This is a genomic window from Phenylobacterium sp. (assembly GCF_046291545.1).
GTDB lineage: Bacteria > Pseudomonadota > Alphaproteobacteria > Caulobacterales > Caulobacteraceae > Phenylobacterium.
Genome location: NZ_JBKBSM010000001.1, coordinates 445,000 through 466,734, shown reverse-complemented (window position 1 = coordinate 466,734; position 21,735 = coordinate 445,000). Strand labels below are relative to the sequence as shown.

The following is a 21,735-nucleotide window of genomic DNA, read 5'->3' as shown; positions in this document are numbered from 1 at the left end:
CGCATGACCCGCTACGCCGAACTCCAGGCCGTCTCGAACTTCTCGTTCCTGCGCGGCGCCTCGCACCCCGGCGAGCTGGTGGCCACCGCCGAGGGGCTGGGGATGGAGGCGATCGGCGTCTGCGACCGCAATTCCCTGGCCGGCGTCGTGCGCGCCTGGAGCGCGGCCCAGGATCGCGGGGTCCGGGCGCTGACCGGATGCCGCCTGGACTTCGCCGACGCCACGCCCAGCCTGATCTGCTATCCGGCCGACCGTGAGGCCTATGGGCGCCTCACCCGCCTGCTCACCCTGGGCCAGCGCCGCTCCAGGAAGGGCGAATGCCAGCTCTTCTGGAGCGACTTCATCGACCATGCCGAGGGCCAGCTGGCGCTGGTCGTCCCGCCCGAGCGGCTGGACGAGGCCTTCGCCGAACGGCTGGACCGCATCGCCGGGACGCTGGGGGGGAGCGTCTGGCTGGCGGCGGCCCGGGGCTATGGCGCGCGCGACCTGCCGCGGCTGGGGCGGCTTGCGGACCTGGCTCAGGCTTCGGGAGCGCCCATGGTGGCGGTGAACGACGTGCTCTACCACGGCCCTGAGCGGCGGGCGCTGCAGGACGTGCTGACCTGCATCCGCGAGAAGTGCACGATCCACGAGGCGGGGCTGCGGCTGGAGGCCAACGCCGAGCGGCACCTGAAGTCCCCGGCCGAGATGGCCCGCCTGTTCGCCCGCTTCCCCGAGGCGATCGAGCGCACGGTGGAGATCGCCGGCCGCATCGGCTTCGACCTGTCGCAGCTGCGCTACGAATACCCCGACGAGCCGGTGCCGCCCGGCAAGACCGCGATCCAGCACCTGCGCGACCTGACGTGGGAGGGGGCGGCCTGGCGCTTTCCCCACGGCGTCCGGGACAAGGAGCGCAAGGTCCTGGAGCAGGAACTGGACCTGATCGAAAAGCTCGATTTTCCCAACTACTTCCTGACGGTTCACGACATCGTCCGCTGGGCCCGCGAGCAGGGGATCCTATGCCAGGGGCGCGGCTCGGCGGCCAACAGCTGCGTCTGCTTCTGCCTGGGGATCACCGCCGTCGATCCGACCAAGGAGGACCAGGACCTGCTGTTCTCCCGCTTCATCTCCGAAAAGCGCGGCGAGCCGCCGGACATCGACGTCGACTTCGAACACGAGCGGCGCGAGGAGGTGATGCAGTACGTCTACCGGCGCTATGGCCGCCACCGCGCCGCCATCGTGGCCACCGTCATCCACTACCGCCCGCGCATGGCGATCCGCCAGGTGGGCAAGGCCCTGGGCCTGACGGAGGACATCACCGCGGCGCTGGCGAACACCGTCTGGGGCAGCTACGGCCACGAGATGCCCGAGGCCCACGTGCGCCAGGCCGGGCTGGACCCGGACAATCCGCAGATCCGCCGCGCCGTCGCCCTGGCCGGCGAGCTGCTCGGCTTTCCCCGGCACCTGTCGCAGCACGTGGGCGGCTTCGTGCTGACCAAACGGCGGCTGGACGAGACCGTGCCGATCGGCAATGCGGCCATGGCCGACCGCACCTTCATCGAGTGGGACAAGGACGACATCGACGCCCTGGGGCTGATGAAGGTCGACGTGCTGGCGCTGGGCATGCTGACGGCGCTGAAGCGGGGCCTGACCATGCTGCAGGCCGACCACGGCCGGGGCGACCTGGCCGACATCGCCGACATCCCCCAGGACGACCCGGCGGTCTACGAGATGCTCTGCCGGGCCGACTCGATCGGCGTCTTCCAGGTGGAGAGCCGGGCGCAGATGTCGATGCTGCCAAGGCTGAAGCCGCGGCGCTTCTACGACCTGGTGATCGAGGTGGCGATCGTGCGGCCCGGCCCGATCCAAGGGGACATGGTCCATCCCTATCTGCGCCGCCGCGACGGGCTGGAGCCGGTGGAGTTCCCCTCGCCGTCCCCGGAGCACGGTCCGGCGGACGAGCTGCACCAGGTGCTGGGCAAGACCCTGGGAGTGCCCCTGTTCCAGGAGCAGGCCATGCGCCTGGCCATCGAGGGCGCCAAGTTCACCGATTCCGAGGCCGACGGCCTGCGCCGCTCCATGGCCACCTTCCGCCACTACGGCACGGTGGGCGAGTACGGGGTCAAGTTCGTGGAGGGGATGACCGCGCGCGGCTATGACCCCGCGTTCGCCGAGCGCTGCTTCAAGCAGATCGAGGGGTTCGGCTCCTACGGCTTTCCGGAGAGCCATGCGATCAGCTTCGCCCTGCTGGTCTACGCCTCGGCCTGGATCAAGCACCACTATCCGGACGTGTTCTGCGCAGCCCTGCTCAACAGTCAGCCGATGGGCTTCTACCAGCCGGCCCAGCTGGTGCGCGACGCCCGCGAGCACGGGGTGGAGGTGCGTCCGCCCGACGTCATTGCCAGCCAGTGGGACTGCACCCTGGAGCCCTTGGGCCGGCCCGTGCCGCGGCCGGTGAAGGCGGTGCGGCTGGGGCTGCGCCAGGTGCGCGGGCTGCAGGAGGAGGAAGGCCGGCGGCTGGTCGCCGCGCGGGCGGCGGGGGCGAAGACGATCGCCGATCTCGCCCGGGCGGGGCGGCTGTCGCGCCGCACCCTGGAACTGCTGGCCGAGGCGGACGCCTTCCGCGGCCTGGGGGTGGAGCGGCGGGCGGCGCTGTGGGCGGTGAAAGGCCTGGGCGGTGAGGCGCGGATCGAGACCGACGCGCCCCTGGCCGCGCGCCTGGTCTCCCGCGAGGCCCAGGTGGAGCTGCCCTTCATGAGCCTGCCGCAGCAGGTGGCCGAGGACTATCGGACGACCAGTCTGTCGCTGAAGGCCCATCCGTGCAGCTTCTTCCGCCAGGACCTGGAGCGGATGGGCGCGACCCCGGCCGCGGCCCTTCGCGAGATGCGGCACGGGCGGCGGCTTTCGGTGGGCGGGCTGGTGCTGATCCGCCAGCGGCCCGGCACCGCCAAGGGCGTGACCTTCATGACCCTGGAGGACGAGACCGGGCCGGCCAACGTGGTGGTCTGGCGCGATGTCTTCGAAGCCAACCGGCGGCTGGTGATGACCGCCTCCTTCGTGGTGGTGTACGGGCGGCTGCAGCGGGCGGGGGATGTGATCCACCTGGTGGCCGAGCGGTTCGCAGATCTGTCCGAGCGCCTGGCCGAGCTGCGCCAGGACGAGGATGGGGCCGCGTCGGGCAAGGGCGCAGGCAGGATGGTGCGCAGCCGCGACTTCCACTGAGCCGCCGCGGGAAACACTTCGTCACCCGCCGGCGCTTGACCGGGCGAAGGCGTGCGCCGGATGCTGGCGGCGCAAAGATCGTGGGAGGGCGCCATGCGCGCACGCGTGTTCCTGACCGGCCTGGCGCTGGCGGCTTTCGCCTGGACGGCGGCGGCCCGTGCGGCGCCGGTCGCCGTGAAGATCGAGACCGGGGTGCTGGTGGGAGAGGCCACTGACAAGGCGCTCGTGTTCCGCAACATTCCCTATGCGGCGCCCCCCGTGGGCGAGCTGCGCTGGGCCCCGCCCCAGCCCGCGTCCGCCTGGGAAGGCGAGCGCGAGGCGGTGAAGCCCGGCCCTTCCTGTCCGCAGCCGATGCGGCCGGACGGCCGGCCCAACGCGGGGGCCGCCAACGGGCCCACCAGCGAGGACTGCCTGCAGCTCAACGTCTTCGCGCCCAAGGCGGCGACCAAGGCCCCGGTGATGGTCTGGCTGCACGGCGGCGCCCATCGCTTCGGCTCCGGCTGGATCTACGACGGCTCCAACTTCGCCCGGGACGGGGTGGTGCTGGTGGCGATCAACTACCGCCTAGGCCCGCTCGGCTACTTCGCCCATCCGGCGCTGACGGCGGCGGCCGGCGCCGGACAGCCGCTGGTGAACTACGGGCTGATGGACCAGATCGCGGCCCTGCAGTGGGTGCAGCGGAACATCGCGGCGTTCGGCGGCGACCCCTCCAACGTGACCGTGTTCGGCGAAAGCGCCGGCGCGATGAGCACCCTGCAGATCCTGGCCGTTCCCGAGACCCGGGGCCTCTACAGCAAGGCCATCGTGCAGTCGGGCGGCGGCTGGTTCGCCCCGGAGACCCTGGCGCAGAAGGAGGCGGACGGCGCGGCGGTGGCTGAAAAGCTCGGCCTTCCCGGGGCCAAGGCCGCCCTGGAGGACCTGCGGGCCCTGCCGGTGGACAGGCTGATCGCCGCGACCCTGACCGGCGACATCGGCCCCTCCCCCGACGGCCGTCTCCTGAAGGAGACGCCCACCCAGGCGTTCGCGGCGGGCCGCGAGGTGGACGTGCCGCTGATGATCGGCTCCAACAGCGGCGAAGACTCCCTGATGGACGCCTTCGGCCTGAAGCCGGCCGAGCAGGGCGCGCGCCTGGGCCCGCTGGTGCGGCGGGTCTACGCCGAGGACGCCGCCAAGGGCGACGAGGCCCTGGCGCGGGCGGTGTTCACCGACCGGGTCATGGGCGCGCCGGCCCGCTGGATCGCCGCCGAGGCCGCGGACGGCGCGCCGGCCTGGCTCTACTACTTCTCCTACGTCGGCTCGCGCTTTCGCCCGGCGGTCACCACCGCGGCGCACGCCGCGGAGATCCAGTACGTGTTCGAGTATTGGGGACGGCGTACGGACCCGGCGAGCTTGAGCGCGGAGGATCGGGCGATGGCCGACCTGATGCACTCCTGCTGGGTGGCGTTCGCCAAAACCTCGGCGCCGGCCTGCGCCAGCGGTCCGGCGTGGCCCGCCTATGATCCGTCGAGCGACCAGCTCATGGAGTTCGGCGCCGACAGCGGCGTGCGCACCGGCCTGCGAAAGCGGCAGCTGGACGCGCAGGAGCGGGTGGCCCTGCCCGGGCTCGGAGTTGCGCAGTAGGAGCCGGCTCCGTCCGCCGACGGCGAAGACGCTCCTCGCGCTTCAGCCCGCCGCCAGGCGCGCCACGGCCTCGTCCAGGGGACGCTCGGCCTCGCCGTAGTCCGCCCAGGCCTTCAGGCCGTCGAACAGGGGCGGGACCGTGCGGACGGTGAAGCGGCGCGGATCGAGGCCGCTGCGGACCTGCGTCCAGGTGAGCGGCGTGGCCACCGTGGCGCCCTCCCGCGCCCGCGCGGAGAAGGGCGCCACCGCAGAGGCGGTCCGACCGTTGCGCAGATAGTCCAGGAAGATGCGTCCCGTGCGGCGGGCCTTGGCCGCGACCGCCACGTATCGGCCCGGACGGTCGGCCGCCATGGCCCGGCAAAGGTCGTGCGCGAAGGCGCCGGCCATGGTCCAGTCCAGCGCCCGCTCCCGAGGCGGCGCCAGGGGGACCACCACGTGCAGGCCCTTGCCGCCGGTGGTCTTGCAGAAGCCGGCCAGGCCCAGGGACTCGAGCCGGTCCCGGATCTCCCAAGCCGCCTCGACCACGGCGTCGAAGGCGACGCCAGGACCGGGATCGAGGTCGAACACCAGGCGGCCGGGAACCTCGGGCTCGCCGGGCCGGCATCCCCAGGGGTGCAGTTCGATCGCGGCGATCTGCGCCAGGGCGGCCAGCGCTTCGGGGCGCGAGATCTGGATGTAGGGGCGCCGCGCGCCCGCGACCTTCACCCGGTCGATCAGGCGTGAGACTCCCTTGCCGGCGTGCCGCTGGAAGAAGATCTCGCCGCCCACCCCGTCGGGGGCGCGCACGATCGCGCAGGGCCGCCGCTCCACGTGGGGCATGATCCGGTCGGCGACGGCTTCGAGGTAGCGGGCGAACTCAAGCTTGGCGACAGGGGCCGGATCGTCGGCCGAGGCGGGCCAAAGGGCCTTGTCCGGGCTGGAGATCTCCACGCCCATCACGGCGGTCTCGCGATCGGACGGGGCGGGCGTCGCCAGTGCGGCCTCCGGCTAGGGGGAATCCCTTCGGACCGACCCTGGCGCGTTGCGCGGCTGCCCGTCCAGAGGATTGCGGGGGCGGGCTTTCAGCTGGCCAGGGCCTGCGGAGTCGCGGCCTTGGGCCGCGGCGGGTCGGCCAGGGCGTTCACGAAGCTGTCGCGCCAGCTCTCAACGTCCTCGCGGCAGACCCGGTCGAACAGGGCCCGCCAGCGGCGGATGCGCTCCTCACGCTCCATCGTCAGGGCCCGCGCCAGGGCTTCGGAAATCTCCTCGGGGCTGTTCGGATTGACGATCAGGGCCTCGCGCATGCGGTCGGCCGCCCCGGCGAACCGCGACAGCACCAGCACCCCGGGATCCTCGGGATTCTGGGCGGCGATGTACTCCTTGGCCACCAGGTTCATGCCGTCGCGCAGGGGCGTGACCAGGCCCACCCGAGCGGCGCGGTAGACGCCCGCAAGCTCGTCGCGCCGATAGGTCTTGTTCACGTAGCGCACGGGGTTCCAGTCGATGTCGGCGAACTCGCCGTTGATGCGGCCGGAGAGGGCGTCCAGCCGTGCGCGGATCTCCTGGTAGGCGTCGACGCTCTCGCGGCTCAGGGGGGCGATCTGCAGGAACAGCACCTCGCGGCGCAGCTCCGGATTGTCGACCAGGAACCGCTCGAAGCCCAGGAACCGCTCCTCCAGCCCCTTCGAGTAGTCGAGCCGGTCGACGCCGACGATCATCTTGCGGAACACCGTGTGGGCGGCCATCACGTCGTAGGTGCGAAGGGCCCGGGGCGAACTGACGATGCGCGAGAAGTCCGCCGCGTCGACGCCGATCGGAAAGGCGCCGACCCGCACGGTCTTGCCGAAGGCGGCGATGTGTTCGTCGTCGAGACGCATCCCGTCGACTTCGCTCGTCACATATTCCTCGAAGGCCTGAAGATAGCCGTCGGTCTGGAAGCCGACGAGGTCGTAGTCGAACATCGCCTGCACGAGCTGGCGATGGCGGGGCAGGGTGACCATCAGCTGATGGGCGGGCCAGGGGATGTGCAGGAAGAACCCCATGCGGTTCTTGACGCCCAGGCGGCGCAGCTCACGGGCGAGCGGGATCAGGTGGTAGTCGTGGATCCACACCAGGTCGTCGGGTTCGATCAGTGGGCGGAGGGTTTCGGCGAACCGGCGGTTGGCGCGCTCGTAGCCTTCGCCGAACGATCGGTCGTAGGCGGTGATGTCGAGACGATAGTGGAACAGCGGCCAGAGGGTCTTGTTGGCGTAGCCGTTGTAGTACTCCTCCAGGTCGGCCTCCTCGAGGTCCACCGTCGCGACGGTCACGCCCTGGACCCGGCTCATGTGCAGATGGCCCGTGAACTCCGGCGTCGTGCGGCCGCTCCAGCCGAACCAGATTCCCGAGTATTCCCGCAGGGCCGCGGCCAGGGCCATGGCCAGGCCGCCGACGCTTTCCTCGCCGTCGCCCGACGGCGGCGTCACGCGGTTCGAAACAACGATCAGGCGACTCATCACTCGGCCTCCATTCACCCGCGCGCCGTGGCGGAGGCGGGCGGGCGCCGGGCCCCAGGCGCCCGTTTAAGCATTTCCGTCCGTCGGACTCCCGACCCTGCTCCCGCGCATGTCGCGCGAAGTCGGAACCCGCGGGGTGCGCAGGTGGTTGCAACCAGCTAAGTTCAAGCCTCTCCCGCCACGATCACTCTATGGTGAAGCTCATGCCCGACGCGCCCCGCGCCGACGCGCTCGTCCTGTTCGGCGGAACCGGCGATCTGGCGCAGCGGATGTTGTTTCCGTCTCTGTACTTCCTCGACACCGACGGCTTCTTGCCCGAGGACTTCCGGATCATCGCCACCGCGCGGGCGCCCCTGGAGCAGGACGCCTTCACCGACCTCGTCCGGGATGCCGTGGCGGAGCGCACGGGCCAGCATGGGATCGACGAGGAGATCTGGCGCCGCTTCGCCGCGCGCCTGGAGTACCACGCCGCCGACGCCACCAGCCCGGAAGGCGCCAAGGTGCTGAAGACCGCCCTCGGCGAGGCGAAGCGGCCGCTGTTCTACCTGGCCCTGTCGCCAAGCCTCTATGGCCCTGTTTGCGCGGCCCTGGCGGGCGCCGGCGTGGCCGGTGCGGAGAGCCGGATCGTGCTGGAGAAGCCCATCGGCCGCGACCTGGCGAGCTCGATGTCGACCAATGCGGCGGTGGGGTCGGTGTTCAGCGAGGACCGGATCTTCCGCATCGACCACTACCTGGGCAAGGAGACGGTGCAGAACCTGATGGCGCTGCGGTTCGCCAACACCCTGTTCGAGCCGCTGTGGAACAACCTGACCATCGACCACGTGCAGATCACCGTGGCCGAGACCGAGGGCGTGGGCGAGCGCTGGCCCTACTACGACGAGTACGGCGCCCTGCGCGACATGGTGCAGAACCACATGCTGCAGCTGCTCTGCCTGGTGGCCATGGAGCCGCCGGCGGATATGGAGCCTGCGTCCGTGCGCAACGAGAAGGTCAAGGTGCTGCGCTCCCTGCGTCGCTTCACCCGCATCGACGCCGAGCGGAACAGCGTGCGCGGCCAGTACACCCAGGGCGTGGTCGAAGGCCGCTCCGTGGCCGGCTACGAGACCGAGCGCGGGGCGCCGAGCGGCGCCGAGACCTTCGTCGCCCTGCGGGTGGACATCGACAACTGGCGCTGGGCGGGGGTGCCGTTCTTCCTGCGCACCGGCAAGCGGCTGCCCGAGCGGCGCACTCAGATCGCCATCCAGTTCAAGGGCGTGCCGCACTCGGTGTTCGGCGGCTCGGCCAAGGCCGACCTCGTCGCCAACCGCCTGATTATCGACCTGCAGCCGGACGAGGACATCGAACTCCTGCTGATGAACAAGGCCCCGGGGCTGTCGCGCGAGGGCATGCGCCTGCAGCCCCTGCCCTTGTCCCTGTCGCTGCTGAAGGCCTACGCCGGACCCAACGCGCGCCGGCGCATCGCCTATGAGCGGCTGCTGCTGGACGTGATCCACGGCAACTCCACCCTGTTTGTACGCCGGGACGAGGTGGAGCAGGCGTGGGCCTGGATCGACGGGGTGGCCGAGGCCTGGCGGGAGTCCGGCCACACGCCGCGGGCCTACGCCGCCGGGAGCTGGGGCCCGGCGGGCGCCTTCGCCCTGACCGAGCGCTACGGCCGGGCCTGGAACGACGACTAGGAGGCCGCGCCAGGCGCCGCGTTCCTCCTAGAGGAAGCTGTAGGGATCAACGTCGATGGCCACGCGGATCGAGGCCGGCGGCTTCACGCGGGCGCGCCAGGCGGCCAGATAGGCCGACAGGTCGACGGTTCGGTCGGCGCGGACCAGGAAGCGCTTGCGCCGCCGGCCGCGGACCAGGGCCAGGGGCGCGTCGGCCGGACCGTAGACTTCCACCCCTTCGGTGTTGGGGGCGGCCTTGGCCATCGTCTGGACGAAAGCCTCCAGCCCCGCTGCGTCCTCGCCGGACACGATCACCGCGCCCAGGCGGCCGAAGGGCGGCAGGCCAGCCAGCTCCCGCTCGGCCATCTCCGCCTGAAGGAAGGCGTCGCGGTCCTGCGCCTGCAGGGCCTGCATGACCGGATGGTCGGGGGCGTAGGTCTGCAGCAGCGCCCGGCCCGGCCGCTCATGCCGGCCGGCGCGGCCGGTGGCCTGGGCCAGGAGCTGGTAGGTGCGCTCGCCCGCGCGCAGGTCGCCGCCGCGCAGGCCGAGGTCGGCGTCGACCACCCCCACCAGGGTGAGGTTGGGGAAGTTGTGGCCCTTGGCCGCCGCCTGGGTGGCCACCAGGATGTCGATTTCGCCGCTCTCCATGGCCTCGACCAGCCGCCGCGCCTCGCGGGCGTCGACCAGGGTGTCGGAGGAGAAGACGGCGATCCGCGCCTCGGGGAAGAGATGCCGGGCCTCTTCCTCCACGCGCTCCACTCCCGGGCCGATGGAGACCAGGCTGTCCTTGGCGCCGCAGTGGGGACACTTGTCCGGCTTGGGCATGGAAAAGCCGGTCAGATGGCAGACCAGGCGGCCGGTGTAGCGGTGCTCCACCAGCCAGGAGTCGGTGTCCGGGGCGCACAGCCGCTCGCCGCACGCCCGGCACAGCACCAGGGGGGCGTAGCCGCGGCGGTTCAGGAAGAGCAGGGTCTGTTCCCCCCGGGCCAGGGTCTCGCCCATGGCCTGGACCAGCGGCGGGGAGAGCCAGCGGCCGGCCTCGGGCGGGGTCTCGCGCAGGTCGACCAGCTCCACCTGCGGCAGTTCGGCGGTTCCGTGGCGGGCGGACAGGCGCAGCCAGCGGTAGCGGCCGGTCTCGGCGTTGCGCAGGGTCTCCAGCGAAGGCGTCGCCGAGGCCAGGATCACCGAGGCGTCCTCGATCTTGCCGCGCACGACGGCCAGGTCCCGCGCCTGGTAGATGAAGCCCTCCTCCTGCTTGTAGGAGCTGTCGTGCTCCTCATCGACGATGATCAGGGAGAGCTTGCGGAACGGCAGGAACAGGGCCGAGCGGGCGCCCACGACGATGCGGCAGCGGCCTGCTGCGACCGCTTCCCACACCCGCCGCCGGGCGGGCGGGGCGACGTCGGAGTGCCATTCGCCCGGCCGGGCGCCGAAACGCTCGGCGAAGCGGGCGATTACGGCCTGGGTGAGGGCGATTTCGGGCAGGAGCGCCAGGACCTGGGCCTGTGGATCGGCCGCAAGGGCGGCGGCCGCGGCCTCGAGATAGACCTCAGTCTTGCCCGAGCCGGTGACGCCGTCGAGCAGGGTGACGTTGAAGCCGCCGGCTCCGACCGCCTCGCGCAGGGCCTGCGCAGCCGCGGCCTGGCTGGGGTTGAGCGCCGAGCCCGGGCGGCTCGGGTCAGGCGGATCGAAGCTGGCTTCGGCTTCCACCAGGCGCACGGCCAGCACCCCCTCGTCGACGAGGCCCTTGACCACCCCGGCGCTGACGCCGGCGGCGCGGGCGAGGTCGGCCGGCGAGACCGGCGCCTGGGCCGCGCAGGCCATCACCCGTTCGCGGGCGGGGGTCAGGCGGGCCGGCGCGGCGCCGGTGGGCTCCACAACCTTTAGCGGGCGGGGCTTAGGCGCACGCGCGCCGCGCAGGGCGATGGCCAGGGGGGCGCCCGGCGCGTCCACGCCGTAGCGGGCGGCCCACTGGATGAACTCCAGGGTGCGCGCCGGCAGGGCCGGCTCCTCCAGCCGCGCCTCCACCGGCTTCAGCGGCCGGTTGCCGCCCGTCGCGTCGCGCAGGCCCACGACCACGCCGCGCAGGAGGCGGGGGCCCAGGGGCGCTGCGACCTGGTCGCCGACGCCCAGCTCCATGCCTTCGGGCTCGGCGTAGTCGAACGCCTCCGGCAGGGGCATGGGCAGAAGGACGGAGGCGATCCGGCTCATCGGCGCGCCGGGGCTTTCAAGGCGTCATCAAGACCGGCTAGAAGACGGGCCTTCCTGAACGGCGGAACGGCGATCATGCAGCTCTTTCTCGACACCACCGACACGGCGGTCCTCAAGGACCTGGCCGCCACCGGCCTGGTCGACGGCGTCACCACCAATCCTTCTCTGATCGCCAAGTCCGGTCGTCCCATGCTGGAGGTCATCGCCGAGATTTGCGATCTCGTCGAGGGGCCCGTCAGCGCCGAGGTGGCGGCCGTCGAGGCGGCCGCCATGCTGGCCGAGGGCCGCAAGCTGGCCGGCGTGGCCGCCAACGTGGTGGTGAAGGTCCCCCTGACCCGCGAGGGCCTCATCGCCACGGCCGAGTTCGCCCGCGAGGGCATCCAGACCAACGTCACCCTCTGCTTCTCCGCCGCCCAGGCGCTGCTGGCGGCCAAGGCGGGGGCCACCTTCGTCTCCCCGTTCATCGGCCGGCTGGACGACCATGGCGCCGACGGCATGGGCCTGATCACCGAGATCCGGGCGATCTACGACAACTACGACTTCGACACCGAGATCCTGGCCGCCTCGATCCGCAACCCGGCGCACGTGACCGCCGCGGCCCTGGCCGGGGCCGACTGTGCGACCATTCCGCCCGGCGTTTTCGCCGACCTCTTCAAGCACCCGTTAACCGAGAAGGGGCTTGAACAGTTCATGAGCGACTGGGCCAAGACGGGGCAGTCGATCCTGTGACGGACTGATGGGGGCGCAGATGGACGCGACGGTCTTGGCGACGACGGATTCGCTGGAGCCCGATAGCGTCAGGCGCTTCCTCACCGCCAATCCCGATTTCCTGCGCGGCGACGCCGAACTCCTGGCGCAGCTCGGCCTTCGGATCGACGCGGCCAATATCGTCGACTTCGGTCCCGCCGCCTTGGCGCGGGTGCATGCGGCCCACAAGCGCGAGTCCAGCGCCCGGCGGCAGCTTGAGGCGACGGCGCGGGCGAACTTCGCCGCCCAGGCCCAGACCCACGGGGCGGTGGTCGACCTGCTGGAGGCGCGCAACCACGCCGACCTCGCCCGCCGGGTCGACGACCTCGCCCAGCTGCGCTTCGGCCTCGCCGCCGGGGTGCTGGCCCTCGAGGACACCGGCCGCGTGCCGGCCGGCTGGCGCATGCTGGTCGAGGGCCAGACGGACATGATCCTCGGCGATCATCAGAAGCTGGCGCGGATGGGCGTCGCGCCCGTCGCCCATGGCCTGTTCGGCGAGCGCGCCGACCAGGTCCGCTCGGTCGCCATCGTGCGCATGGCGATCTGGGAGCCGGCCCGCCAGGGGCTGATCGCCTTCGGCTCCGCCGACGAGCATGGCTTCACCGAGGACATGGGCGCAGAGCTCGTCGCCTTCCTGGCGCGGGTGGTGGAGCGCACGGCGGAGCGATGGCCGGTCCTGTGAGCGCCCGCGAAGCGCTGGCCGCCTGGCTGGAGCACCTGGAAAAGGAGCGCCGCGCCTCGCCGCGCACCCTGGAGGCCTACGGATTCGCCGCGCGCCGCTATCTGGCCTTCCTCGAGCAGCACCGGGGCGGGACCCCAAGTCTGGCCGATCTGGGCGGCGTGACCCCGGCCGAAGTGCGCGCCTGGCTCGCCCATCTGCGCGGGGGCGAGCCGCCGCTGAGCCCGCGCTCGCTGTCGCAGGCCCTGTCGGCGGTTCGCACCTTTCACCGCTTTCTCGACCGCAGGCTCGGAATCGCCAACTCGGCCATCGCCCTGGTGCGCGGGCCAAAGGTGAGGCCCGGCGCGCCGCGACCGGTGAGCGAGGACCAGGCCCGCGGCCTGATCGCCGAGCCGGGGCTGGATCCCGATCGCGAGGACTGGGAAGCCAGCCGCGACCAGGCGGTGCTGACCCTGCTCTACGGCTGCGGACTGCGGATCTCCGAGGCCCTGTCGCTGACGCGGTCGGACGCGCCCTTGCCGTCGTCGCTGCGGATCACCGGAAAGGGCGGCAAGACGCGGATCGTCCCGGTGCTGCCGGCCGTGCGCGAAGCGGTCCAGGCCTATCTGGCGGAGGTCCCGTTCGCGCTCGGGCCGGCGGAGCCGCTGTTCCGCGCCAAGCGCGGCGGCCCGCTCAGCCCGCGCCACGTGCAGGCGACGGTGCAGGGCCTGCGCGGCCGGCTGGGCCTGCCGGACAGCGCCACGCCCCACGCCCTGCGCCACTCCTTCGCCACTCACCTCCTGGGCGCTGGCGCGGACCTGCGCTCGATCCAGGAACTCCTGGGCCACGCCTCGCTGTCGACCACCCAGCGCTACACGCAGGTGGACGCCGCCAGCCTCCTGGCCGCCTACGAAAAGGCGCACCCGCGGGCGTGATCGGCCCGGCTCAGCGGAACTCCAGGCCCTCGAAGTCGCCCCGGTTGCGCCACTCCTCGATGTACTTGAAGTAGGCCGTGGCGCCCGCCGGATAGCCGACGTTGAGCTTGGCCGCCGGACCGGGATCCTGGCCCTCGTTGTTGTAGTAGCCGGGGGTGCAGTCGGGGGAGCCGATCATCATGCGGCCGGGACCGGTGAGCAGCAGGGCGACCCAGTCGTCCTGCGCCTGCTTGGTCACCTCCACCTCCTTGGCCCCGCGCTCCAGGGCCGTCTTCACGATCAGGGAGATGGTGCGCGCGGAGTCGGTGAGGTTGTGCGGCACGTTGGAGATCAGGTTCGCCCCTTGCGTCGGCTGGACGAAGAAGGCGTTGGGGAAGCCGTGCACGTGGATGCCGTGCATGGACTTGATCCCTTCGCTCCAGGCCTGGGACAGCGTCAGGCCGTCGCGGCCGGTCAGGTCGAAGCCGGCCCGGCGGGTCCACTCGGTGCCCACCTCGAAGCCGGAGGCGTAGATGATGCAGTCGAGCTCGTACTCGACCCCGCCGACGACCACGCCCTTCTCGGTGATCCGCTCCACGCCCTTGCCGTCGGTGTCGATCAGGTGGACGCCGGGGGTGTTGAACGCCTGCAGATAGGCGTCGTGGAAGCACGGGCGCTTGCAGAGCTGGCGGTACCAGGCCTTCAGCTTCTGGGCGGTCTCGCGATCCTCGACGATGGCGTCCACGCGGGCGCGGATCTCCTCCATCTTCTCGAAATCGGAGTCCTCGTAGGCGGCCAGCATGTTCTGCGGCGTCATCTGGTCGCGGGGCAGGCCCATGATCTTGGTGCGGATGCGCCGCGACAGGTCGGTCCAGCCGTCCTGGACGAGGTCTTCCTCGGCCGTGCCGCCGGCCTGGTTGGCCGTGAAATTCTCCAGCCAGCGCTGCTGCCAGCCCGGCGTGGCGATCGAGGCGAACCACTCGGGGTCGATCGGCGCGTTGGCGCGAACGTCCACAGAGGAGGGGGTGCGCTGGAAGACGTAGAGTTCCTTGGCGGCGCGGGCCAGGTGCGGCACAGCCTGAACCGAGGTGGCGCCGGTGCCGATGATGCCGACTCGCTTGTCGGCGAGCGTGTCCATCAGCGCCCCGGACGGATCGCCGCCGGTGTAGCCGTAGTCCCAGCGGCTGGTGTGGAAAGAGTGACCCTTGAAGCTTTCGATCCCGGGAATGCCGGGCAGCTTGGGCACATGCAGCGGGCCGGTGCCCAGGCCGATGTAGTCGGCCGTGAAGCGGTCGCCCCGATTGGTCTCGATCACCCAGCGCGATCGCTCGCCGTCCCAGGTGAGGGCGGTGATCTCGGTGTGGAACAGGGCGTCGCCGTAAAGGTCGAACTGGCGGCCGATCCGGCGGCACTGCTCCAGGATCTCGGGGGCGTGCGCGTACTTCTCGGTCGGCATGTGGCCGGTCTCTTCGAGAAGCGGCATGTAGATCATCGAGGCGGTGTCGCACTGGGCGCCCGGATAGCGGTTCCAGTACCAGGTGCCGCCGAAGTCGCCGCCCTTTTCGACGATGCGCACGTCGGCGACGCCCGCTTCCTTCAGCCGCGCTCCCGTCACCAGTCCAGCGAACCCGCCGCCGACGAAGGCGAAGGTGACGTGGTCGGTCTTCGGCGCACGCTCGACGAAGGGGGTGTAGGGATCGTCCAGATAGTGGGAAAGCTGGCCCTTGAGCTCCAGGTACTGGGCGTTGCCGTCGGGACGCAGGCGCTTGTCGCGCTCGGCCCGATAGCGTGCGAGCAGCGCCTCCTTGTCGATCGGCTTGCGCGCGGCGCTCTGGAGCTCGTTGGAATCCGGCATCTGATGGGACCTCGATTCGAAATGGCGGCGCGCAGCGCCCGGCCCGGCGCACGCCGGGCGGGACTGCGAGAGACTAGGTGATCATTGATACGCAATCGACCTGGCGCCCGCCACGCTTTTCGAAAAAGCGGTTTGATGGGTCCGGACCTGCCCACGGCGCTCAAACCCGTCGCCGGCAAGGGATAAGTCATATTCCTCTCGGCCGATGCGGCGGATAAGAATATGAATCTCAATATATTCTAATAGTTGAATATCGTGCGGCGCGGTGTCGCTGAGTTACTGACCATAGGACATTGTTTACCCTCTCCGCCCGAGATCCTCAGGAACGTTAATTTTAATGCGCGCCCTGGCTGTTCGGCGCGCGGGGGCGGTTTTACGTATGTCGCGTAGCATTTCGAGGGCCGCCCTGTGCGCGGCCGTCAGCCTGGGCGTCGTCGCGCAGGCTCAGGCCCACACCACGTCCGTCGGTTACGAGAACGCGGGGCCCGGATCGGTGACGATCTGGTACGGCACCTACCATGCCGGGGTGTCCTTCACCGAAGGCTCGCTTTCGCTGGTGGGGCAGGACGTCACCTACAACCAGACGGTCACGTTCACGGAACTGGCTACGACCAAGCCCACGGGCCTGGTCGACGGCGACACCAACTTCTATTCCGACGGCACGCAGCTGACCGGCGTGGACACCAGCGGCGGCATCATGGCCTGGCAGGGGGTCACCTTCATCAACCTGGCGGCCGGCACCTACGTCTTCACCTACCTGCCGATCGCGCTCCCCACCGCCACGTGGCAGCCCACCGACAGCATCATCCTGTCGAGCCAGCTCACCCTGACGGCCGCGGCCCTCGGCATCGACACCACTCCCGCGCCTTCGATCATCGACGGCTCGCAGAGTTCGTTCTCGCAGAACGACGCGGCGGCCAGCGGGACGGACATCACCTTCGACGGCGGCGTCTTCGCGCCGACCCAGTCCCTCACCCTGGACAAGCTGATCGTCCTGCAGGCTGGCGGCGGCGTCATCGACAGCTCGGGCGGCGACCTGACGCTGCCGGGCGCCGTCACCGGCGCCGGCGGCCTGACCAAGATCGGCTCCGGCGTTCTGATCCTTTCCGGCGCCAACACCTATACCGGCGGCACGCGCATCGAGGGCGGCGTCCTGAACCTGCTGGGCCAGGGCGCGGCCGGCTCGGGCCCGATCACCGGCGCCGGCGGGGTGCTGCAGCTCGGCTACGCCGGCGCGCTCGGACAGGACGTCAACGTGGAGTCGGGCGGGCTGACCATCGACACCCAGTCGAACGCGATCCAGTCCAGCGGCGTGATCTCCGGTTCAGGGCCGCTCATCAAGACCGGCGACGGGCTGCTCAATCTGACAGGCGACAGCGGCTTCTCCGGCCAGGTGCAGATTCAGGGCGGGCGTCTGGCCGTGAACGGCTCTCTCGCCGGCGGCCTCGCCACGGTGCTGGAGGGGGCGGAGATCGGCGGCAACGGGCGGATCGGCGGCCTGATCGTGCGCAATCGCGCCACCGCCGCGCCCGGCAACTCCATCGGCAAGCTCAGCGTGGCCACCTTCGTGGTGTTCGAGAAGGGCTCGACCTACGCGCTCGAGGTGGACGCCGCGGGCGCCAACGATCGGATCGCGGCCACCGGGACGGCGACGCTGGAGGGCGGCACGGTCCAGGTGCTGGCCGCCGACGGCGAGTACAAGCCCATGACCACCTACACCATCCTCACCGCCGACGGCGGAGTGACCGGAACCTTCGCGGGCGCCACCACCAACCTGGCGTTCCTCTCGCCGGAACTGAACTACTCGGCGGATGCGGTCACTCTGACGCTGGTGCGCAACGACCTGACTTTCGCCAGCGTGGCCGCCACGCCGAACCAGGCGGCGGTAGGCGCCGTGGCCGACCAGGTCTTCGGCTATGGCTCGGAGGTCTACGACACCCTGCTGCGCGGCACGGCGCAGGACGCCCGAGACGCCTATGACGCCATGTCCGGCGAAATCCACGCAACCAGCGCCAACGCCGCCCTCGCCGAAGGCGCGGCGGCGCGCGGCCTGCTGCTGGGCCGGCTGACGGCAGGCGCGGGCCAGGAGCGGCCCTGGCTCTGGGCGTCGGCGACCGGCGGCTGGGGGCGAACCGACGGCGACGGCGGGGCGGCCGGCGCCGATCGCACCCGCGCGGGGGTCATGGTGGGGGCCGAGCGCACCCTCGCCAATGGCATGACGCTGGGCCTCGCCGGCGGCTACAGCCGCACGTCGGTGGACCTGGACGCTCGCCGTTCGTCGAGCGATGTCGAGGCTTCACAGGTCTACGCCTACGCCGGCGGGACCGCCGGGGGCTTCACCTTGCGGGGCGGGGCGGGCTACGCCGACCTCTCCATCGACGCCGACCGCACGATCGCCTTCGGCTCCGTGGCGGAGGCCGTGAGCAGCACGACCGAAGGCTCCCTGGCCCAGGCGTTCGTCGAGATCGGCCGTCCCTTCCGGACCCCTGTCGCGACCCTGGAGCCGACGCTCGGCCTGGCCACGCTGCGCTACGACACCGAGGCTTTCGCCGAACAGGGCGGCGACCTGGCGCTGCAGGGCGGCGGCGACAGCCGCCAGGTGACGGTCGGCGACCTGGGCGTCCGGGCCTCGCGCAGCTTTGGCGCGGACGACGCCGTGTCCACGCACGTCGGCGTCGCCTGGCGCAGGACCCTGCAGGGCGCCGCGTCCACCGCCGACCTGGCGTTCCGCAGCGGCGGTCCCGGCTTCCAGGTGGCCGCCGCGCCCCTCGACCGCGACGCGGTGGCGATCGACGCGGGGATCGACTGGCAGGTCAGCGGCCGGCTCTCGGCCAGTGTGGGCTACCAGGGCGTCGCCGGCGACACGGCCCAGGACCATGCGGCCCAGGCGAGCCTGCGCCTGCGTTTCTGAGGGCGGCGCAGGCGCCTAGGGGGTCTTGCGGGCCGGAGGGGCGAAGCGCCCGTTCCCCTCGATCGGCCCTGAGACGAAGGTCGCCAGGTCGCATCCGTCCACACGCCGCAGCACCGGCAGCATCACGCGCGCCTTGGGCAGCTCGCCAAGCTTCTGAACCTTGGGCGCAGCGCTCGAGCGGATGAGCCTGCTGTCCGGCAGGCACGCGGCCGCAGGTGGGGCGAGGGGGCGCTCGGCTGGCTGCTGGGCGGCGAGGACGAGGCCGGCGGCGACAAGGGCGAGCATGGGGACCTCCCGTGAAGGGTGGTCTGATGGTATCATTCAACCGCCGCGGGCGCGAGATCAGCGCACCATCCGGATCCACGGAAAGCCCGGCGGCGGGTCCTCCCCGCGCGAGAGCGCCCTGAAGCCTTCGCGCAGGTAGAAGGCTTCGGCCCGCAGATTGGGCGCCTGCACCTTCAGCGTCACCGGCCCGTCGGCCTGCGCGCAGACGTGGTCCAGCAGCCGCTTGCCGATCCCTTGGCCGCGCTCGGCGACGAACAGGGAGTGCAGGAAGTTCGAGGGAGCGTGGAACGCCGCCACGCCATAGAGCTTGGCCGGGGTGGCGGCGAGGTAGACGTCCTCCTCCGCCGCATCCGCAATGAAATCCTGGGCCGTGGGCAGCCGGTCGGGCCGCACCCAGGTGAAGGTCTCCCGGTGCACCCGCGCATAGAGCGCCGCGCAGGCGGGAATCTCGTCGGCCGCCGCCCGGCGGATGACGAGGTCCTTCATCAGGCCTGCATGGTCCAGCCCTCCACGCCCATGGCGGCCTGGCGGCCGGCCTCGGAGCGCGTCGGGTGGGGGTGGCAGACGCGGGCGATGTCCTCGCTGGCGGCGCGGAAGGCCATGGCCACGCAGTACTCGCCGATCATCTCCCCGGCCTGCGGGCCGATGATGTGGACGCCCAGGATCTCGTCGGTCGTCGCATCGGCCAGCACCTTGGCGAAGCCTTCGGTCTCGTGGTTGATCTTGGCGCGGCTGTTGGCGGTGAAGGGGAACTTGCCGGTCTTGTAGGCGATCCCCGCCTCCTTGAGCTGTTCCTCGGTCTTGCCGACCCAGGCGACTTCAGGGGCCGTGTAGACGACGCTCGGCACGAGGTTGTAGTCGACGTGCCCGGCCTTGCCGGCGATCAGCTCGATGCAGGCCACGGCGTCCTCCTCGGCCTTGTGCGCGAGCATCGGGCCATGGATGGCGTCGCCGATGGCCCAGACGCCCGGGGCCGAGGTCTTGAAGTGGTCGGTCTCGATGAAGCCGCGCTTGTCGGGCGTGATTCCCACGGTCTCCAGGCCCAGGCCGTCCGTATACGGACGGCGGCCGATCGCCAGCAGCACGTACTGGGCCTTCAGGGTCTCCGGCTCGCCGCCGGCCACCGGTTCGACGGTGAGGGTCACGTCGTTCTTTCCGGCCTTGGCCCCGGTGACCTTGGAGCCGAGCTTGAAGGTCATGCCCTGCTTGGTCAGGGCGCGCTGGAAGGTCTTGGCCGTCTCGCCGTCCATCCCGGGCGTGATGCGGTCCAGGAACTCGACGACGGTCACCTCGGCGCCCAGGCGGCGCCACACCGAGCCCAGCTCCAGGCCGATGATGCCAGCGCCGATCACCACCAGGCTCTTGGGAACCTCGGGCAGCGACAGGGCCCCGGTGGAATCGACGATGCGGTTGTTGTCGACCACGACGCCCGGCAGGGGCGAGGGTTCGGAGCCCGTGGCGATGACGATGTTGCGCGCCTCCAGGGCCGTGACGGAGCCGTCCTCCGCGGTCACCTCGACCTTGCCCGGCCCGGCGATCCTGCCGGCGCCCTTCACCCACTCGACCTTGTTCTTCTTGAAGAGGAACTCGATGCCCTTGGTCAGGGCGGCCACGCTCTCGGCCTTCTGCTTCATCATCTGAACGAGGTCGAGCTTGGGCTGGACCTGGATGCCCAGCTTGGCGAACTCGCCGTTGGCGGCGTCATAGAGCTCGGAGGCGTGAAGCAGGGCCTTGGACGGCATGCAGCCGACGTTGAGGCAGGTGCCGCCGAGGGTGGCGCGCTTCTCCACGCAGGCGACCTTCAGGCCAAGCTGGCCGGCGCGGATCGCGGCGTTGTAGCCGCCGGGGCCGCCCCCGATGATGATGACGTCGTACTGGGCCATGCTGGTAGTCCTTCGCGGAAACGGCGAGGCCTTCGCCCCGCCGCCAATTGGGTTCGACGGCGGGATGCGCCCCTAGAGGTCCAGCAGCAGCCGCTGCGGGTCCTCCAGCGCTTCCTTCACCTTGACCAGGAAGGTCACCGCCCCCTGGCCGTCGACCACGCGGTGGTCGTAGCTGAGCGCCAGGTACATCATGGGGCGAACGACGATCTGCCCGTTCACCACCATCGGCCGCTCCTGGATCTTGTGCATGCCCAGGATGCCGGACTGCGGCGCATTGAGGATCGGCGTCGACATCAGCGAGCCATAGACCCCGCCGTTGGAGATGGTGAAGGTGCCGCCCTGCAGGTCCTCCAGCGCCAGCTGGCCGTCGCGGGCCTTCTTGCCGAGGTCGCCGATGGCCTTCTCGATCTCGGCCAGGCTCATCGCGTCGGCGTCGCGCACCACCGGCACGACCAGGCCGCGGTCGGTGCCCACGGCCACGCCGATGTCGTAGTGGTTCTTGTAGATGATGTCGGTGCCGTCGATCTCGGCGTTGACGTCCGGGATCGCCTTGAGGGCTGCCACGCAGGCGCGCACGAAAAAGCTCATGAAGCCGAGCTTCACGCCGTGCTTCTTCTCGAAGACGTCCTTGTACTGGCTGCGCAGGGCCATCACGGCGCTCATGTCGACCTCGTTGAAGGTCGTCAGCATGGCCGCGGTGTTCTGGGCTTCCTTCAGGCGCCGCGCGATCGTCTGGCGAAGGCGCGTCATGCGCACGCGCTCTTCGCGCTCGTGCACCTCCCGCGGGGCCGAAGGCGCGGGGGCGGGCGCCGGGGCGGCGGCGCGGGCCTCCAGCGCGGCCAGGGCGTCGCCCTTGGTGACGCGCCCGCCCTTGCCGGTGCCGGCGATGGCGCCGGCGTCCATCTTGTTCTCGGTGACGATCCGTTGGGCGGAGGGCGCGAGGACCGGCTCGGCCTTGGCGGCCGGCGCCGGCGCCGGCGCGGGGGCGGGGGCCGGCTTGGGCTCGGCCTTGGGAGCCGCAGCCTCGGCGGGAGCCTTGGCCGGGGCGGCGGCGGCGGCGCCTTCGGTCACCCGGCCCAGGATCGCGCCGGGCTCGACCGTGGCGCCTTCTTCAGCGGAGATCTCCGCCAGCACGCCGTCGGCCGGGGCGGCGACCTCAAGGCTGACCTTGTCGGTCTCGAGCTCCACCAGGATCTCGTCCTTCCGGACGGCCTCGCCGGCCTTCTTGGTCCAGCGCGCCACCGTCGCCTCGGTGACGGACTCGCCCAGGGCGGGCGTCATGATGTCGGCCATTGAAGGGCTCCTATGTTCTTTCGCCTCG

General features: G+C 71.1%; 15 protein-coding genes. 7 read left to right on the top strand and 8 right to left on the bottom strand.

Annotated features, from left to right (window positions below; genetic code table 11):
• Nucleotides 1-3 precede the first annotated feature (3 nt).
• Complete coding sequence (locus ACK4YQ_RS02265; RefSeq protein WP_409607853.1) at nucleotides 4-3,201, top strand: error-prone DNA polymerase; 3,198 nt, start codon at nucleotides 4-6, stop codon at nucleotides 3,199-3,201.
• A 93-nt stretch (nucleotides 3,202-3,294) separates the two neighbouring features.
• A complete protein-coding gene (locus ACK4YQ_RS02260; protein WP_409607851.1) occupies nucleotides 3,295-4,821 on the top strand; it encodes a carboxylesterase/lipase family protein in 1,527 nt (508 codons plus the stop codon).
• A gap of 42 nt (nucleotides 4,822-4,863) precedes the next feature.
• On the opposite strand, the gene ligD is transcribed toward ACK4YQ_RS02260, so the two are convergent.
• Nucleotides 4,864-5,757 (bottom strand): non-homologous end-joining DNA ligase, encoded by an 894-nt coding sequence (gene ligD, locus ACK4YQ_RS02255; RefSeq protein WP_409607849.1) that lies wholly within the window; start codon nucleotides 5,755-5,757, stop codon nucleotides 4,864-4,866.
• A 125-nt stretch (nucleotides 5,758-5,882) separates the two neighbouring features.
• Nucleotides 5,883-7,295 carry an alpha,alpha-trehalose-phosphate synthase (UDP-forming) gene (gene otsA / locus ACK4YQ_RS02250; RefSeq protein WP_409607847.1) on the bottom strand — a complete coding sequence of 471 codons (1,413 nt, stop codon included), beginning with the start codon at nucleotides 7,293-7,295 and terminating at the stop codon, nucleotides 5,883-5,885.
• Nucleotides 7,296-7,498: 203 nt separating this feature from the next.
• Here otsA and zwf point away from each other — a divergent pair, with 203 nt between their 5' ends.
• On the top strand, nucleotides 7,499-8,971 hold the full coding sequence (zwf, locus tag ACK4YQ_RS02245; protein WP_409607845.1) for a glucose-6-phosphate dehydrogenase: 1,473 nt from the start codon (nucleotides 7,499-7,501) through the stop codon (nucleotides 8,969-8,971).
• 27 nt (nucleotides 8,972-8,998) lie between these two features.
• Here the strand turns inward: zwf and ACK4YQ_RS02240 are convergent, their stop codons facing one another.
• A complete protein-coding gene (locus ACK4YQ_RS02240; RefSeq protein WP_409607843.1) occupies nucleotides 8,999-11,161 on the bottom strand; it encodes a primosomal protein N' in 2,163 nt (720 codons plus the stop codon).
• 75 nt (nucleotides 11,162-11,236) lie between these two features.
• Here ACK4YQ_RS02240 and fsa point away from each other — a divergent pair, with 75 nt between their 5' ends.
• From fsa to ACK4YQ_RS02225, 3 genes are read left to right on the top strand one after another with little or no spacing between them, the layout of a single operon-like run.
• Nucleotides 11,237-11,890, top strand: coding sequence for a fructose-6-phosphate aldolase (gene fsa / locus ACK4YQ_RS02235; RefSeq protein WP_409607841.1), 654 nt, complete (start codon nucleotides 11,237-11,239; stop codon nucleotides 11,888-11,890).
• 19 nt (nucleotides 11,891-11,909) lie between these two features.
• On the top strand, nucleotides 11,910-12,590 hold the full coding sequence (locus ACK4YQ_RS02230; RefSeq protein WP_409607839.1) for a DUF484 family protein: 681 nt from the start codon (nucleotides 11,910-11,912) through the stop codon (nucleotides 12,588-12,590).
• Entirely contained in the window at nucleotides 12,575-13,501 is a 927-nt protein-coding gene (locus tag ACK4YQ_RS02225; RefSeq protein ID WP_409607837.1) for a tyrosine recombinase XerC, read from the top strand. The genes ACK4YQ_RS02230 and ACK4YQ_RS02225 overlap by 16 nt, the downstream gene beginning before the upstream one ends.
• Before the next feature lie 10 nt (nucleotides 13,502-13,511).
• On the opposite strand, the gene ACK4YQ_RS02220 is transcribed toward ACK4YQ_RS02225, so the two are convergent.
• On the bottom strand, nucleotides 13,512-15,335 hold the full coding sequence (locus ACK4YQ_RS02220; RefSeq protein WP_409607835.1) for a flavin-containing monooxygenase: 1,824 nt from the start codon (nucleotides 15,333-15,335) through the stop codon (nucleotides 13,512-13,514).
• 379 nt (nucleotides 15,336-15,714) lie between these two features.
• Here ACK4YQ_RS02220 and ACK4YQ_RS02215 point away from each other — a divergent pair, with 379 nt between their 5' ends.
• A complete protein-coding gene (locus ACK4YQ_RS02215; RefSeq protein WP_409607833.1) occupies nucleotides 15,715-18,246 on the top strand; it encodes an autotransporter domain-containing protein in 2,532 nt (843 codons plus the stop codon).
• A gap of 15 nt (nucleotides 18,247-18,261) precedes the next feature.
• Here ACK4YQ_RS02215 and ACK4YQ_RS02210 read toward each other — a convergent pair whose 3' ends face one another.
• The 4 genes from ACK4YQ_RS02210 to odhB all read right to left on the bottom strand — a co-directional run bounded on the left by ACK4YQ_RS02210 (nucleotide 18,262) and on the right by odhB (nucleotide 21,707).
• The gene (locus ACK4YQ_RS02210; RefSeq protein WP_409607831.1) at nucleotides 18,262-18,531 is read right to left on the bottom strand and encodes a hypothetical protein; all 270 of its coding nucleotides are present in this window, start codon (nucleotides 18,529-18,531) and stop codon (nucleotides 18,262-18,264) included.
• Between the two features lie 57 nt (nucleotides 18,532-18,588).
• The gene (locus tag ACK4YQ_RS02205; RefSeq protein WP_409607829.1) at nucleotides 18,589-19,017 is read right to left on the bottom strand and encodes an N-acetyltransferase family protein; all 429 of its coding nucleotides are present in this window, start codon (nucleotides 19,015-19,017) and stop codon (nucleotides 18,589-18,591) included.
• Nucleotides 19,017-20,414, bottom strand: a complete 1,398-nt coding sequence (lpdA, locus tag ACK4YQ_RS02200; protein WP_409607827.1) for a dihydrolipoyl dehydrogenase — start codon at nucleotides 20,412-20,414, stop codon at nucleotides 19,017-19,019. The genes ACK4YQ_RS02205 and lpdA overlap by 1 nt, the downstream gene beginning before the upstream one ends.
• Nucleotides 20,415-20,486: 72 nt before the next feature.
• On the bottom strand, nucleotides 20,487-21,707 hold the full coding sequence (gene odhB, locus ACK4YQ_RS02195) for a 2-oxoglutarate dehydrogenase complex dihydrolipoyllysine-residue succinyltransferase (RefSeq protein ID WP_409607825.1): 1,221 nt from the start codon (nucleotides 21,705-21,707) through the stop codon (nucleotides 20,487-20,489).
• Nucleotides 21,708-21,735 lie beyond the last annotated feature (28 nt).

Bases quoted from the DNA above. Each gene is read 5' to 3' on its own strand.
- ACK4YQ_RS02205 (WP_409607829.1), bottom strand. From the start codon at position 19,017: ATGAAGGACCTCGTCATCCGCCGGGCGGCGGCCGACGAGATTCCCGCC.
- ACK4YQ_RS02260 (WP_409607851.1), top strand. From the start codon at position 3,295: ATGCGCGCACGCGTGTTCCTGACCGGCCTGGCGCTGGCGGCTTTCGCC.
- ACK4YQ_RS02220 (WP_409607835.1), bottom strand. From the start codon at position 15,335: ATGCCGGATTCCAACGAGCTCCAGAGCGCCGCGCGCAAGCCGATCGAC.
- zwf (WP_409607845.1), top strand. From the start codon at position 7,499: ATGCCCGACGCGCCCCGCGCCGACGCGCTCGTCCTGTTCGGCGGAACC.
- lpdA (WP_409607827.1), bottom strand. From the start codon at position 20,414: ATGGCCCAGTACGACGTCATCATCATCGGGGGCGGCCCCGGCGGCTAC.
- ligD (WP_409607849.1), bottom strand. From the start codon at position 5,757: ATGGGCGTGGAGATCTCCAGCCCGGACAAGGCCCTTTGGCCCGCCTCG.
- ACK4YQ_RS02230 (WP_409607839.1), top strand. From the start codon at position 11,910: ATGGACGCGACGGTCTTGGCGACGACGGATTCGCTGGAGCCCGATAGC.
- ACK4YQ_RS02215 (WP_409607833.1), top strand. From the start codon at position 15,715: ATGTCGCGTAGCATTTCGAGGGCCGCCCTGTGCGCGGCCGTCAGCCTG.
- odhB (WP_409607825.1), bottom strand. From the start codon at position 21,707: ATGGCCGACATCATGACGCCCGCCCTGGGCGAGTCCGTCACCGAGGCG.
- ACK4YQ_RS02210 (WP_409607831.1), bottom strand. From the start codon at position 18,531: ATGCTCGCCCTTGTCGCCGCCGGCCTCGTCCTCGCCGCCCAGCAGCCA.
- ACK4YQ_RS02225 (WP_409607837.1), top strand. From the start codon at position 12,575: ATGGCCGGTCCTGTGAGCGCCCGCGAAGCGCTGGCCGCCTGGCTGGAG.
- ACK4YQ_RS02240 (WP_409607843.1), bottom strand. From the start codon at position 11,161: ATGAGCCGGATCGCCTCCGTCCTTCTGCCCATGCCCCTGCCGGAGGCG.
- fsa (WP_409607841.1), top strand. From the start codon at position 11,237: ATGCAGCTCTTTCTCGACACCACCGACACGGCGGTCCTCAAGGACCTG.
- otsA (WP_409607847.1), bottom strand. From the start codon at position 7,295: ATGAGTCGCCTGATCGTTGTTTCGAACCGCGTGACGCCGCCGTCGGGC.
- ACK4YQ_RS02265 (WP_409607853.1), top strand. From the start codon at position 4: ATGACCCGCTACGCCGAACTCCAGGCCGTCTCGAACTTCTCGTTCCTG.